Raw genomic sequence first — 14,865 nt, 5'->3', positions numbered from 1 at the left:
TCCTCATCGCTTATTCCAAATACAGTTGTTTTAGCATTTCAATTTTATCTGGCGTTAACCCGATCTTATCAGTTAGGTAATGTTTCATGTCACCCGACTGAACCCTGACTTCTTCCATGGCAGCGCCGAAGTAATCTTCACTAACGGTCCACAAGGCAGTCACGTTATCCTTTACCGCCTGTGATGCCCCTTCGTCTTCCAAACGTTGCTGATTTTCTGCCAGCATTGCCTTTGAGGCCAACCGAGTCAACAAATAATCTTCTAAAATCGTTTGCTGAGGAACGTCCAAAGCAGACAGCAACATGATTGCCCCTAAACCAGTTCGGTCTTTTCCTGCTGTACAGTGAAACAGAACGGCACCACTCTGATTGGCCAACAAGTAATCAAAAAACATCCTGTAGGCATTCTGTGAGAAATCGTCAGCAACCATCTCATGGTACGTTTGGACCATTTGACGATGTCCATAACCTGGCTCACTCAAATCATCACGTAATTCTTCACGTGAGGCGGAACTACGCGTATCATCAACAGCCAAGATCGGCGTATGGTAGTCCTTGGCACCGCCGGGAACACGATCCGGTGCGCTAAGCAATTCTTTGTTCGTTCGAAAATCAAGAATGGTGTGAACACCATAGTCAGAGAGTACCTGAAGATCTGCTCGGTCAAGTGTATTTAACTTTGCTGACCGAACAACGCGCCGCCAAGCGGTCGTGCGGCCATCGTTTGTCTGATAACCACCCAAATCCCGGAAGTTGTGCCCATTCTTAATTGGTAATATGCGTTCGATAGTTGCCGCCTCCTAAAGTTTTCGTTTGCTCTACTATTATACCTTTTCGAGCGGAAGCTTGTACAACCACAAACGTAGCAACTTTCAATTAAACTGCGACTTAATCAACACATTTGGTCGGCAAGCGTCTTCATTCATTAGAAAATGTTCATAATGTGCGAAAGCGTTTTCTTTTTGTTCGATTTTTTAGTATGATGAAAGAGAACCGTCGGTAGCGTCAGTGAGCGTTACGCCACGGAAGAATATACTGGAGGAATCATATTATGACTTACAAAGTAATTATGGACACTGACCCAGGTATTGATGACGCAGCTGCTTTATCAATGGCTTTAAACGACCCACAAATCGACCTGCAACTCATCACTGCTGTGGCCGGTAACGTTACGGTTGATAAAACGACGAAAAACGCACTGACCATCGATAACTTCTATGGCAAACACGTTCCTGTTGCAGGTGGTGCCAAAACGCCTTTGATTAAAGAATTCGAAGATGCTGCCCGCATCCACGGTGCTTCAGGAATGGCCGGATACGACTTCCCTGAACCAACTGACAAAGCAATCGACAAGTCTGCCGTAGAAGCTTTGCACGATGCCATTATGGCTAGCGATGAAAAAATTGTCCTTGTACCAACGGGTTCATACACAAACATCGCGCTATTGTTTATCCAATACCCAGAAGTTAAGGATCACATTGAAAAAATCATCGCCATGGGTGGTTCGTTAGGTCACGGTAACATGACCAGTGCCGCAGAATTCAACGTCTTCACTGACCCACACGCTGCCAAAATCATGTACGATTCTGGTGTGCCAATTGTGATGGTCGGTTTGGACGTTACCATGAAGGCCTTGATTACCGACGAAACGTTGGAAACCATCGACAAGTTTGGCCGCGCAGGTCACATGTTGCACGAAATCATCAGTCATGACTTCGATCACAACGAAAATGGGACCGCCGTTCACGATGCCAACACCATCTTCTACCTCTTGCACCCTGAAGCCTACACAACCAAAGATTACTGGGTTGATGTTGTGACAGATGGCCCAGCAAACGGTGAAACGGTTGCCGATGTCCGTGGAGCCTACCACGATGGTAAGACTAACGCCAGTGTCTGTGTCGACGTTGACGCCGCTGCCTTTAACAAGTGGTTCATTGACGAAGTTAAAAACTTTAAAGACTAATTTTAAACGTTTTAAAAGGGTCTACAACCTCTGTATTTTAAACGCTGACTAGACTGATGTTTTTATATTAGCTGTTGATCGCGATTCAGCAATCGTGATTAACAGCTTTTTGTGTGTCTTTCTTTATTTCTCTACACGCCCACTGCCCGAAAATGTTTCGACACTCATACATAATGTTAAAAGGATAAATAATTAGCAGACGTAAATTTCAGACATTTATAGCTCAACTACTTATTAATTTGAAAACAAAAAACATGTTAATTAGAATTATTCATCCCCTGTATTAGACATCTTATAATGCCCTGCTACAATCTCTTAGAGTTTTAAAATGCTGGCGTATCGGCATTTACAGCAACTAATGGTTATCTTTACAACTAAAGTTTCAATAAGACAAACGGGGGACTATTTGCAATGGGACAAACTAACAAAGAAATAAAAAAACATTACAAAATGTACAAAAAGGGACGGACATGGCTATTTGCTGCAACCATCTCCACAATTATTGTTGGTTGGGGAACTATAACTGCTAACGCGGAGTCAGCAACGAGCGCACCATTGGTAAACGTCACATCTCAAACTAATCAAGCGCCTGCCTCGTCAATATCACCGAACAATCAAAAACAACCGCTCAGCGCGGCGTCCAACGCAGCCAGTCAGGACCCTAAACAACAAGAATCACAGACGAGCGGTGTCTCCGCTACAGATAGCACTCCTGAGCCCCTAGCCCTGCCAACTAGTCAAGTGAATGCAGAGACAACCGTAAGCAGTCCGCATAGTCAATCTAATATCATGAGTACACAATCGGTGTCAGATGCAAGCCAAACAATCACTGAAACATCTAACGCCGCAAATGTAACTCCCAAAGCTAACTCATCGACAAATCAAAGCTATGTTTCGTCAATCCAATCTAGAGCATTGCCTTTAGACTTCATTCAGACTACTGAAACCCCTAACTTGAATAACGTCACGAAAAATAATATTGATGACTTTTTTAACGTTAATGGTAATGCCAGTTATGACAAAACTAATGGCATAGTCACACTAACTCCTAATCAAACGAATCAATCAGGAAACATCACGTTAAAAGACAAAATCAACATGGACGAAAGCTTCACATTGACTGGTCAAATTAACCTAGGTGACAAAGCACAACATGCCGGTGCTGATGGTATTTCTTTTGGGTTTCACGATGGTAATCCAGATGAAGTCGGCCTAAAAGGCGGAGCAATGGGGCTTGGAGGGCTTTCTAACGCCTTTGGATGGAAAGCAGATACATACTGGAATCAGGCTGGAACTGCTGAGGACGCTGGCTACTTTGAAGCTGACCCCACTAAATTTCGGGGTAATAGTGGAACCTCAGGTCATCATTACGACGGCGAAGGTTTTCCTTTCGGCTCATTTGTCTACACTCAAAACAACAACAATGTTCAAGAAGCACTAAATTACACTGGCTCGGACGCGCCAGCTCAAGAAATAAATAGTCCAGCAGGAAATGTGTTTGAACCTATTTCGTTTCAATATAACGGTCAAACCAAAATAATGACACTAAACTTTGAGGGAAAAAAATGGACGAAAGATGTTTCTTCCTGGATTCATTCGAACGCCGAAGCATTCTTTATAACCGCATCAACGGGTGGATCAAATAACTTACAACAATTCCTTTTAGACTCCTTTGTTTATTCGACGGCAGCCACCGTTAATGTTAAATATGTCAACCAACAAGGTACTGAGCTCGCACAAGATACGGCTCAATATCCTGATGGTGCGTACACTGGAAAACCATACACAACTACACAAAAAGAAATCGCCAATTATAATTTCATTAAGATGGGCGAGAAAAGTTTGGCAAAATCTGGCACATTAACAAAACCCGGTGACAATGGCACGGTTGTTTATGTGTATGCCCCTGCATACACGACAACATTTAAGAATGTAAAACAAGAAATTGACTATGTAGATCAAACCGGTGCTCAACTATCCCCTAAGCATGACACCACTGTCACTTTTATTACTGTAAAAAATCCATTAGACACCACTACAACGATTTATTTTTCAAACGGGTCATATACTTCAGCAACACTCAACGATAACGGGATTCCTGAAGGCACAAACTGGACTAAAGGAACGGGAACAAACTTCGGCGAGGTCAAAAATCCCACCGTTTCAGGTTACTATGTTACGAGCAACAATGCCCCACTTAGCAATTTAACGGCTGTGGCACAACAATCTGTTACCGTCAACGACAACGACCAACTTTTTACCGTGGTATACTCTCCAATTTTCTCAGTTGCTAACACAAAAACTGTTAACGAAACTATCAATTACGTTGACGAAAATAATCAAATTGTCTCACCTCAATTTAAAGCACATCCCATTACTTTCGTTACTATTGAGAATAATCAGAGTTCCTCGCAAACCGTATATTATTCAAACACTCTGTCCACGCCGAAAATTGACATCGATACCGGCATCCCAAAGGGGGATTGGCACACGGGCACGCCTAACTTTATAAGTGTGGTAAATCCAGTTATTAACGGACTTCATGTCGTTCATACAAATGCACTAAACTCTGATTTGGTACAAGTAGCTGCGCAAACTGTCACTGGTACAAGTCAAGATTTGGTTTTTACTATTGTTTATGCGAATGATGAGAGGACGTATCCCGTCCAGCCTGAAATCCCAGTAACACCTTCCCACCCTGGCACACCGGTACCACCATCTTTGCCTCAAACCCCGCAAGAACAATATGTACCATCAATTCCTTCCGAACCGGCAACATCATTTACACCATCAGTTCAACCTAAAACTTCCAATCAACCCTCAACGCCAACAGCTTTAGTAAACGAACCTGTTGTTCCAATCGAGTCAATGCCAAATGAACGCACACAGTCCAATCCCCCTATTTCAAAAGAACTTTCATTTAGTTCGGAGGCTGCACAGCAAAACATCGTCAATTCAGATGTTAGGCCTACTTACCGCAAAACGGTCGAGCCAATGATGAAGGATCACCGGATTTCAACAAAAGCCGCCATCCTGCCTAAAACAAATGAAGACAGTGATAAGCCCATGCGAACATTGGGCGCCAGCATACTAGCTCTGATAAGTTCCTTATGGACACTAGGTCGCTATAAGAGAAGGCATTAAATAAAAGTTCCCCTACTCTGGGTGCGTTGTGAAATGACCTGTAGTAGGGGAACTTTTTCATTAAAACAATCAGTGTTTTTAACTGGTTCATTACCATTTCAAAAAACCAATTTTAAAAATATTCCTCCCTGCACTAGATTACTCTTAGGCAAATTTACTTATCTAAAAATGGAATGTTTTTAAATCACTAATATTATTCTTTTGAAAAATCACTCAATTCAAATGAGTCAACAATTAATGCGCAATTGTTATCATGAAATTCCTAAGTGAGCTGAAGGGCGTCAATATTGATACCGAGCCGTGAAGGTGTTGTTAATCCGAGAGAACCATTCGGATTTACAACACGGACAGTCGTAAAGACCCAGGTTTCCACGGGGCTTGGCGGCGAGGTGAGAAACTCCGGTCCTCAGGAGAGTCGAACCGGTCCCACGGCGAGCGTGCCAATATTGACAACCGTAAGCGGCAGCTTAATCCACAACCTGCATCCTAATTGATACCGAAGTTTGAAATCGCTCTAATGATAAATCCATGCACTTTCACTCACGAAGAAATATACTAGTGGCAGTTACTTTATTGTGTTGGAGGCAGAACTATGGACATTGACTTAATTGGGGCTGGACCCCGCGGACTGGTAGCCGCTGAACGCTTAATTGAATGGCAGCGTCAGACAAAACAGTATGACCACCTGAACTTAACGTTTATCGATCCATATGGTATTGGCGGCCGCGTGTGGCCTGTCGGTCAACCCCACGAATTGCTTATGAACACGAATCCGGATTACATCACATTGTTCACTGACGAGAGTGTCCAAATGGAAGGTCCCATCGTTAAAGGACCAAACTTATATGAATGGGCACATAAACAAGCACCAGCTTTTTTGTTTGGACACCAATTGCCCAACCGGGCTGACTTACTCAATGAAGCAGCAGCATTAGTGCACAACGGCTACGCATCCCGCAGTCTCTTTGGCGCCTATCAACGCTGGTTCTATAACTATTTACAACAACGTTTACCTGACTCAGTTTCACTGACTCTCAAAAAAGAACAAGTCGTGTCAATTCGTCACATTGAGGATACGCATCGCTACTTGTTAAAGACGGGGGCGCATCGTTTCCAAACGGACGCTGTCATCATGGCTCTGGGTCATTATGAAGATGAACTCACTGATGAACAACAGGCACTTTTAAACTTTGCCGACGAAAACAACTTGCACTACACAGCACCGACTCAGCCACAAGAATACAATTTTACTGATTTAAAAGCTGGCGAAAACATTATTTTGCGCGGATTGGGACTGAGTTTCTTTGATGCCATAACGATGCTCACGCAAGGTCGTGGCGGTCATTTCAATCAAGCTCAAGATGGTGAACTCACTTACCACCCGTCTGGTATCGAACCTCACATTATTGCCGGTTCACGTCGCGGCTTTCCACTACGAGCTAAGGGGCGTAATGAAAAAGGCTATGGCGAGCTTGATCAACCACACTTTCTTACACCAGACTGGTTTTCACACTATCAATCAACTGGCTCCTTAATTGGTTCGAGGTTCATTGAGCAAGTTCATCACGAAGCGGAGTACGTTTACTATCAACGTTTGCTCGCTTTGAAGTATCCACAAGTGGATGCTGACGAGTTCTTGCGTGAGTTTGTGGCCGCTAAGGAACCATCAGCGATTGTGTTCCGCTCTCCCATTGTTGAGAGCGACTACCTTAATTGGAATCAACTGCTAAATCCGGCTGAGTTTGTCGCTAACAGTGACAAACCCGAAACCATGGCCGACTATTTGCAAACGGACGTTGAAGCGGCGCTGCTAGGCACCAAGACAGGCCCGCTCACTTCCGCGCTAGAAATGTTTCGTGATCTGCGTGATGTGGTTCGTAAAGTTGTTGATAACCAGCTGTTGCGACCGGAAGATTACCGCAACACGTTCCTCGGTCAATTTAACAATGAAAATTCGTATCTATCTGTTGGCCCACCTGAAACTCGCATTGCCGAATTGCGAGCGTTGATTCAGTCCGGTATTGTGACACTTCTTGGACCCAGCATGATGGCTGAAGCCGACACACAAACCCATCAGTTTGCCACATGGTCAAAGATGAAGCCTGAGGAACGCTACGAAGCCAGTTGGCTGATTGAGGCTCGTCTGCCTTCCGTTTCTGCCAGCCATACGCTGAACCCCCTAATCCAAAATCTAATCAAAGAAGGACTGGGCCGACCAGAACGCGTTACTATGGAAGATGGAAGCACCTTTGAACCTGGTGGCGTTGATGTCGACATGAGTCGGAATGAACTCATTGATAGTAATGGTCAGCATCGAACAGGTCTTTACTTTTGGGGCGTCCCAACAGAAGGCCGGCACTGGTTTACAACTGCTAGCCCACGGCCAGGGGTGAATGACAACCTCCTACGAACTGCCGACGCTACCGTTGCTGACCTATTCCACACCTTCACGAGCGTTCAATAATTCTTTGATTAAGGAAGCGTATCCCATTATGGCAACAACGTACATTACGGCAGCACAATCACAGGCATTTGACGCATACACGATGAATCAAATTGGTGTCCCTTCAATGGTTCTGATGGAACGGGCGGCGCTTGCTGTCGCCCATCAAATCGTAACCAGCACCAGTTTTGATCTAAAAAGTGTGTTAGTGGTTGCGGGCACCGGTAACAACGGCGGTGATGGCGTAGCCGTTGCCAGATTGCTGCACCTAAATCACATCCCAGTAACGATTTGGTTGCTCGGTAATCGAGACCATGCTTCTGAACAGACGCAACAACAACTGGCCATTACCGATCACTACAACATTTCCGTTGTCACCGATCAACCTGACATGGCGAATTACACAACAATCGTGGATGCTATCTTTGGCGTCGGGCTATCACGTAACGTTACTGGTAAGTTTGCCGACGTGGTCGACGCCATTAACGCCGCCAAGGCTAATGTGATGGCGGTTGACATGCCCACTGGCCTCGGTACAAACAACGGCCAGGTAATGGGCACCGTCATTGAGGCAACAGAGACAGTGACGATGAGTTATAACAAACTTGGTTTGGCAACTGATAACGGTCGTCGTTTTGGCGGCATTGTGACAGTTGCCGATATTGGTATTTACGATCCAGCAACACTGGCTGAAAGGAAGTCTTGAATCATGGCAGAAAAGAATAAAACGCTAGATGATTTTGAAACGAACGTTCCTGAAGTAGCAAATTTGTTGGCTAATGACCGTGAGATGCAAACCTTCTTTAGAAAGCTGACCCCGGGGTACCAACGTGAATGGGCGCGCTACATTTTCGATGTTAAATCGGAAGCAACCAAAGAAGCCCACATCGCCACCATGAAAACAGTGTTCAAAGCTGGTTATAAATCCAAACGTGCATACGATCAACGTGAGACTGAATAAAGAAAATGCTGCCCAGAGTTATGTGACTCTGAGCAGCATTTTAATTCAAAAACTATATTTTGTGATTATCTTTTTTGATTCGATTAACCGCATTGTGATAAACAATGTCATCCTGCCGCCGACCGATTGCAACGATATCAATGATTGCAATCGTATCCTTCTCTTGACCAAACACGATTCGCAGGCCCATCTTACGATTTTTCAATTTGCGATATCCTATGAGATCCCCTAGCAATGGTTGACCACAGTTAAGTCCTAAAATTTGAATTCTGGAGATTGCTTTATCAACAAAAACCTTTTGTGAGCCGTCAAGCTTTTGATAATCCCGTGCAGCATCCTTCAGATAACGAACACTAAATTTATTTGCCATTATTACTCCCAACCATCATCTGGATCTAGTTGATTGGGAATACTATTTTTGGATACTTTATCGGCCGAAATTCTAGTTCCATCATCATTGTTAATTGCTTCTCGTGCCTTTTCCTCAGCTTCAATATCTAAAAGCCTTTCTTGTGCTTCAACTAATTGTTGATACTGTTTCGGAGTTAAGGTCACACTAACAGCTTTACCTCGATTTAACACGTATACGCCTGTATTGAGATCGGCGGCCATTTTGGCAATTTTAGCTGGACTTTTTTTAACATCAGTCGTGCTGACGGTTGGAACATCCAAAATTTTCATAGTAGCCATCCTCCTTTTCTTTAGTTTATTATATCGCATCATTAAAAGTCTATAAAGAAACTTTAATTAGGCTTTTAAAATATCTTTGAAGCAAAAAGATATCCAATGTATTGTCCATTGGATATCTTAGTCTCGGCTCTTATATAAATTTATTTTGCAGCTTCCGCAACAGCAGCATTAACTTTGGCTTGTTCAGCTTCAATCAGTGCAACCCGACTTTCGATAACCTTAGTATCCATTTGGATCTCACGAGTTAAGCCAGGTGTGTTGAGTTTTGGTTCAAAGAAGGCTTTGAATTCAGCTAAGCGTTCTGGTGTCTTGAAGACATCAGCAGTCCGTGTGATAAATGTTGCAAATTCCATATCACCGCCAACAGTCTTTTCAAGCCATGACCATTCGTCACGAATCCAGTCCCATGCGGCTTGCTGACCATCTTTGTTCAGCAATAGTTCATAGTACCAACCGCGAAGATCTTGTGGCTTAATGACATCAGCATTTTCAAACTGTGCAATGGTCTTCTTCACCAAAGCAGCATCCTTGGTTGCCGTGATTCCTTCCAGCAAAGATGTCTTGTAGCTGGCATCAGAAGTCTTCTGATAAGCCGTCAAGAACTTGTTGAAGAGTTCCTCACTACCAAACTCACGCATTTCATTGATCAAAATGTACGGACGTAAAGTTGCGTTCAACGTTTCCAACTTATCCGCATTGGCTTGGTATAAGTCATGAGCGGCCGCAATTGAATCGGCATTCTTGGCAAACATTGAGGCGCCCAAAACGATTGGCCGTGTCATCTGGTCATCATTGGACTCACCAGCCTTGGCTTTCCAACCCAAACGAGCAACCTGCTTTGCACTCAGTTTGCCATACAATTGACGCAATTGCGTTTCTTCCGGTGTGTCAGGTAGCGTAAATTTGCGCAAGTTGCCTGCAACCGTGTATAAAGCAGTATTGACGATTGTTGATTTGCTGTCGGCAAATTGTGTCAACAATGGCACGATTGCTGCATATGACAGTTGCCGACCATCAGCCAGCATCCGCATGTCTTGCAATAATTGCAACTCATCAATACTGTCTAACTCATCTTTATGAGCTAAAATATCCTGCATCAAGGTGTCATCATATTCCACAACGAAGTGGGAGTTGTTGCCGACATTCAAACGGAATGGTTTGCCATTTGATTGACGTAAAGCATCGTAATCGCCTAAGACAATCTGCTTTTCTTTCATGATGGTTGGTGTTTCCTTGAAGTTACCGTTCAACGGAATCTGCCATTCACGGCCGGCATCCTTGCCGTCACCAACAAAGAATTGTTTTTGTGACAACGTCAGTTTGCCGTCAACCACAGCGGCGTTAACGACTGGGTAACCTGGCTGTTCCAACCATGAGTTCATGATTGCACCAACATCCATGCCAGAAGCTTCACCCAAGGCTGCCCATAAGTCAGCACCAGTAGCATTGCTGTAATGATGTGCAGCGAAGTAAGCTTTTAAGCCAGCACGTAACTTGTCGTCACCGAGCAATGCACGCACCATAACCAACATCCGCGCACCCTTGGCGTAAACGATATCTGCATCAAATAATGAGTCAATTTCGGCTGGGTTGTTAACCTGTACGTGAACAGGCTGAACCCCGTCCGTTGCATCACGGTTCAACGCACCAGGAACATCAGATGTTTGGAACAATTCCCAAACGTGCCAATCTGGCTCCAAGGCATCAACGGCCACGTATTCCATCATGTTGGCAAAACTTTCGTTCAACCAGAGATCATCCCACCACTTCATGGTTACGAGATCACCGAACCATTGGTGAGCTAGTTCATGCGCGATAACCGTTGCAACGAGTTGTTTCATCCGTAGTGAGGTGTTATCTGGATCCAATACTAGGTAAGCTTCACGGTACGTAACTAAGCCCCAGTTTTCCATCGCACCAGCTGAGAAATCAGGCAGTGCCAATTGCCATGAATGTGGTAGTGGATATGGCGTTTGATAGAAGTCTTCATAGAATTCAATCGAGCGTTTGGCGATGTCCAAGGCAAAGTCCAGTTCGTTAGCTTTGTGGGCCTTGGTTGCGAACACGCCAACCTTCACGCCACTTTTCGTGGTTGTCTGCTTGCTTTGTAAATCACCAAAGGCAAAGGCAATCAGATACGTCGACATCCGTACTGTTGTATCGAAGTAGTGCACACCATTTTCAGTGCGCACTTCTGGCATGTTGGCCAACACTGTTTCACCAGGTTGTTCGTCAAACTTCAATGCTAAGTCAAAGGTAGCCTTGGCTTCTGGTTCATCGACAGATGGAAAAGCCTGACGAGCAAACGTTGTTTCAAACTGAGTCCCGATGATTTGCTTCTTTTCACCATTTAACTCGTAGTATGAGGGGTAAATGCCCATCATGCTGTCAGTTAGTGGTGCCGAGTACTCGATTGCCACCGTCGCTTCACCAGTCTTAGGTAAAGTGATGTTGATCACTTCAGCATCGTCATCCGTTGTAAACGGAACGTCCTGACCATCAGCTTTAACGCTGGCAATGGTCATGCCCTTTTGATTAACCTGAATGTCCGTGGTCTTGGCATCCCCAGTAATGGTAGATGTCCCACTAATTTTCTTTGTATCACGTTCAACATCAATAAATAAGTTGTAGTGACTTGGTTGGAATTTCTGATAAAGTCGTGTTATTTCGGCCATAATTTCCCCTCGATTACATTAGAATACTCTAATTATACGCCATTCCATTTATCTTTTGTGGTTCAACTAGGATTACCGCTGCGCAATAATTTTGTTGGCTTCGTTTTCCAAACGGAATAAAGTGCCTTCTGGACTTTGCCGATAATCATTGGCAAACGTGGCACTCATCGGCTTCACACGGCCAACCCGTTTGCCCATAATGTCTTCAATTACAAGATCTTCACCATCCCAGAGCACGTCATCGTAGTGCCCATCAAGCAAATAGTCGGCCCAGTACTGCAACGTGTCATGAACAGCGTCTTTCATAACTTCCTCTTCAGTCACAACATCCGCGCCATGACGTGTTTCGTTTAATTCCTGCACTTTTAAAACGACTTCATGCATGTTTTCTGGTATTTCTTGACTCATTTTTTCACCTCATTGATAAAACTACATAATTTAAAATAACAAATCCAAACGTGCATGTGCGACCGCTACGTAGTGGAAATTCGTAACAGCCAATGTCTGCTCTAATTATACCGTTTACCATTACTTTCGCATAAAGGTTTGCACCGCAATTTTTGACGTGCTTCGGCTCACACAAAGTTAACCGCAAGCATTCATTGTATTTAATCCTAATTACGCACTGCTGAGTGCCATGGCCCTAATATAAATACTGTAATGAAATCAAACTAACAAATTTGTTGCCGAACGCCAATCTGGGCAAACACGCCTAAAGTACAAAAAACTGCGTAATTGCTGAAAATTTGGTACCCTTGCGTCGTAGTGAAAAAGATTTACTAACATGTGCTTAGCTTAGGAGGTTACACTTATGGCAAATATTGGTATTAACGGTTTTGGACGCATCGGTCGGGACTCCTTCCGGCGGATGTTGGCACTTAACGATCCTGATTTAAACGTGGTCGCTATTAATGATTTGACGAGTCCCGCAATGCTGGCTTACCTACTTAAATACGATTCAACCTTTGGTATTTTTGATGCCGACGTTAGCTCCACCGATGATTCATTAGTTGTTAACGGCAAAAAGATTCGGGTTTACGCTGAACGTAATGCCGCTCAAATTCCGTGGGTCGCAAACGACGGTGTCGATATCGTCCTTGAATGTACAGGCTTCTATACATCGAAGGAGAAGTCTCAAGCACATTTAGACGCAGGTGCCAAGAAAGTAGTCATTTCCGCACCGGCCGGCCCTATCAAGACCCTTGTTGAAGGGGTTAACGATGATTTGATTGCCCACGATGACCAAATTGTGTCTGTCGGTTCCTGTACGACTAACGCCTTAGCACCAATGGCTTACTTCTTGAATAAGGAATTCGGTTTGGAAGTTGGCACGATTACTGCAATCCATGCCTTCACCAGCTCACAAAACCTACTCGACGGTCCTAAAGGTAAAAACTTCCGACCAAATCGGACCGCATCATCCAACACCATTCCTCATTCAACAGGTGCGGCTAGCGCAATTGGCTTGGTCATTCCAGAACTTGAAGGCCATCTAAACGGTCACGCACAGCGGGTTGCTGTTATTGATGGTTCCATCTGTGAACTCGTTTCTATTTTGGACAAAAAGGTAACTGCTGACGAAGTCAATGCAGCCATCAAGCCCTACACAGAAAACAATCCAGCATTCGGTTGGAACGAAGATGAGATCGTTTCTAGCGATATTATCGGTGACACCCACGGTGCCGTCTTTGACCCAACACAAACAGAAGTTACTCAAAATGGAGACTTCCAAGTTGTTAAGACCCACACTTGGTTCGACAACGAATTCGGTTTTGTCTGCAACATGATTCGAATTCTGAAAAAAGAAGCTGTAGCATAAATAACATTCATTAGTAAAAAGAAGGAAACAGGCTGATATCATCAGCTTGTTTCCTTCTTTTTTTGCAGGGCCACATTAATAACAACTAGGCTTCTTTTTCATTTTTGTTTGGATAAAGAACGTCTAAAATTTTTCTGCTACGCTCTCTTGCACCGGCCCGAATGTAGGCCTCTTTCTCGTCATCAGTAGCATTATCTTCAAATTCATCTGAATTGTTATGATACTTTTCAACTAGTTCACGCATAAACTTCTGATCTTTAGTTTCCATTGACTATTGCCTCCAGCCTGTCTCTCGAAATGTCATTTGGCAAGTGTTCTATCACAGCTTCCACGCCGCGATAAATATGTTGTTGATGCCCCAAACCCGAGTACATCTCTATTTCTATTCGATCTCCATATTCATCCAAAATCTGAGCGATATTTTGTGGAATATTGAGGAAACCATTAATAAATGCCGCTTGGGGAACTTGGCGACCTGTTTTTATAGCCCGTTGAACAACAAACCGCCAATCAATTTCAGGTTCAAGGTAAGTATAGACTATCCTAACAGACTAATCATGATTCAACGCACGCTTAATATTACTAGCTGAGCTTTGGGAGTTGAATGTACCTTCAAAAATAAACGACTGATTTTCATTTAAGGCCCTTCTAAACGCCCTGTCAACTAACTTCGTCGCACCTTTCTGATAGTCAGCCGCATTAGCACCATTATATTTCGGAAAAAGTTTTCTAAAATCGTCGGCATCTATGTGCACAAAATCCTGCATCACTGGACCATAAATACTATCAATTACTTCTGACTTTCCAGATCCTGGCGCACCGGCGGTCAGTATTGCCCACCTGTTTTTCTTCTTTCTAACATCTGAAAATATCGGATTTAGGAACTCATCCTCGTGCGCACTCGCATATTCCCGCCAATGTTGCTTTAATTCGTCCTCGCTCATAAAATGAATATCCTTCTCCCCAGCCATCGTTCCGCATCCTCCTGCAACCTTCATCACATAGCAATCAAAATTTCAACATCAACCAGAGTTCGACCAGTTCCACGTCCTCTATGCGACTAACATAGCAAACTGAAATCCGGAAGTAAATTAGGGACACCTAGAAATGAAAAATGGATATTTTCGACTAATAATAAGCGATTTATGCACAAATTTTGTAATACTGA

At 43.9% G+C, this 14,865-nt stretch carries 13 protein-coding genes; 6 read left to right on the top strand and 7 right to left on the bottom strand.

Going from position 1 to position 14,865, the window contains the following annotated elements; translation table 11 throughout:
* Positions 1 to 10: 10 nt before the first annotated feature.
* Positions 11 to 769: a tyrosine-protein phosphatase gene (locus tag LDK34_RS09405; protein WP_225439162.1), complete on the bottom strand. Its 759-nt coding sequence runs from the start codon at positions 767 to 769 to the stop codon at positions 11 to 13.
* 281 nt (positions 770 to 1,050) lie between these two features.
* On the opposite strand from LDK34_RS09405, the gene rihC reads away from it, so the two are divergent.
* The 5 genes from rihC (at position 1,051) to LDK34_RS09380 (ending at position 8,513) form a co-directional block, all read left to right on the top strand.
* A complete protein-coding gene (gene rihC / locus LDK34_RS09400) occupies positions 1,051 to 1,965 on the top strand; it encodes a ribonucleoside hydrolase RihC (RefSeq protein ID WP_178941885.1) in 915 nt (304 codons plus the stop codon).
* Positions 1,966 to 2,376: 411 nt separating this feature from the next.
* Positions 2,377 to 5,109: a lectin-like domain-containing protein gene (locus LDK34_RS09395; protein WP_236941788.1), complete on the top strand. Its 2,733-nt coding sequence runs from the start codon at positions 2,377 to 2,379 to the stop codon at positions 5,107 to 5,109.
* Positions 5,110 to 5,701: 592 nt separating this feature from the next.
* Complete coding sequence (locus LDK34_RS09390; protein ID WP_236941787.1) at positions 5,702 to 7,573, top strand: FAD/NAD(P)-binding protein; 1,872 nt, start codon at positions 5,702 to 5,704, stop codon at positions 7,571 to 7,573.
* Between the two features lie 28 nt (positions 7,574 to 7,601).
* Positions 7,602 to 8,258 (top strand): NAD(P)H-hydrate epimerase, encoded by a 657-nt coding sequence (locus LDK34_RS09385; protein ID WP_178941881.1) that lies wholly within the window; start codon positions 7,602 to 7,604, stop codon positions 8,256 to 8,258.
* Between the two features lie 3 nt (positions 8,259 to 8,261).
* Positions 8,262 to 8,513, top strand: coding sequence for a YdeI/OmpD-associated family protein (locus LDK34_RS09380; RefSeq protein WP_161002217.1), 252 nt, complete (start codon positions 8,262 to 8,264; stop codon positions 8,511 to 8,513).
* Between the two features lie 52 nt (positions 8,514 to 8,565).
* Here the strand turns inward: LDK34_RS09380 and LDK34_RS09375 are convergent, their stop codons facing one another.
* The 4 genes from LDK34_RS09375 to LDK34_RS09360 all read right to left on the bottom strand — a co-directional run bounded on the left by LDK34_RS09375 (position 8,566) and on the right by LDK34_RS09360 (position 12,286).
* A complete protein-coding gene (locus LDK34_RS09375) occupies positions 8,566 to 8,883 on the bottom strand; it encodes a type II toxin-antitoxin system RelE family toxin (protein ID WP_178941880.1) in 318 nt (105 codons plus the stop codon).
* A 2-nt stretch (positions 8,884 to 8,885) separates the two neighbouring features.
* Positions 8,886 to 9,194 carry a type II toxin-antitoxin system Phd/YefM family antitoxin gene (locus LDK34_RS09370; RefSeq protein ID WP_178941879.1) on the bottom strand — a complete coding sequence of 103 codons (309 nt, stop codon included), beginning with the start codon at positions 9,192 to 9,194 and terminating at the stop codon, positions 8,886 to 8,888.
* A gap of 149 nt (positions 9,195 to 9,343) precedes the next feature.
* Positions 9,344 to 11,878 carry a M1 family metallopeptidase gene (locus tag LDK34_RS09365; protein WP_178941878.1) on the bottom strand — a complete coding sequence of 845 codons (2,535 nt, stop codon included), beginning with the start codon at positions 11,876 to 11,878 and terminating at the stop codon, positions 9,344 to 9,346.
* Positions 11,879 to 11,950: 72 nt separating this feature from the next.
* Complete coding sequence (locus LDK34_RS09360; RefSeq protein WP_161002215.1) at positions 11,951 to 12,286, bottom strand: hypothetical protein; 336 nt, start codon at positions 12,284 to 12,286, stop codon at positions 11,951 to 11,953.
* Between the two features lie 403 nt (positions 12,287 to 12,689).
* Between LDK34_RS09360 and gap the strand changes: the two genes are divergently transcribed.
* Positions 12,690 to 13,697 (top strand): type I glyceraldehyde-3-phosphate dehydrogenase, encoded by a 1,008-nt coding sequence (gene gap, locus LDK34_RS09355; protein ID WP_178941877.1) that lies wholly within the window; start codon positions 12,690 to 12,692, stop codon positions 13,695 to 13,697.
* Between the two features lie 85 nt (positions 13,698 to 13,782).
* Here the strand turns inward: gap and LDK34_RS09350 are convergent, their stop codons facing one another.
* The gene (locus LDK34_RS09350; RefSeq protein ID WP_178941876.1) at positions 13,783 to 13,965 is read right to left on the bottom strand and encodes a hypothetical protein; all 183 of its coding nucleotides are present in this window, start codon (positions 13,963 to 13,965) and stop codon (positions 13,783 to 13,785) included.
* A 283-nt stretch (positions 13,966 to 14,248) separates the two neighbouring features.
* Positions 14,249 to 14,668: a zeta toxin family protein gene (locus LDK34_RS09345; protein WP_178941875.1), complete on the bottom strand. Its 420-nt coding sequence runs from the start codon at positions 14,666 to 14,668 to the stop codon at positions 14,249 to 14,251.
* Positions 14,669 to 14,865: the final 197 nt, after the last annotated feature.

The sequence above is a fragment of the Furfurilactobacillus milii genome (assembly GCF_021654115.1).
Taxonomy (GTDB): Bacteria; Bacillota; Bacilli; order Lactobacillales; family Lactobacillaceae; genus Furfurilactobacillus; species Furfurilactobacillus milii.
Note: the sequence above shows the minus strand (reverse complement) of the source record. Positions and strands in the feature narration are given on the sequence as shown.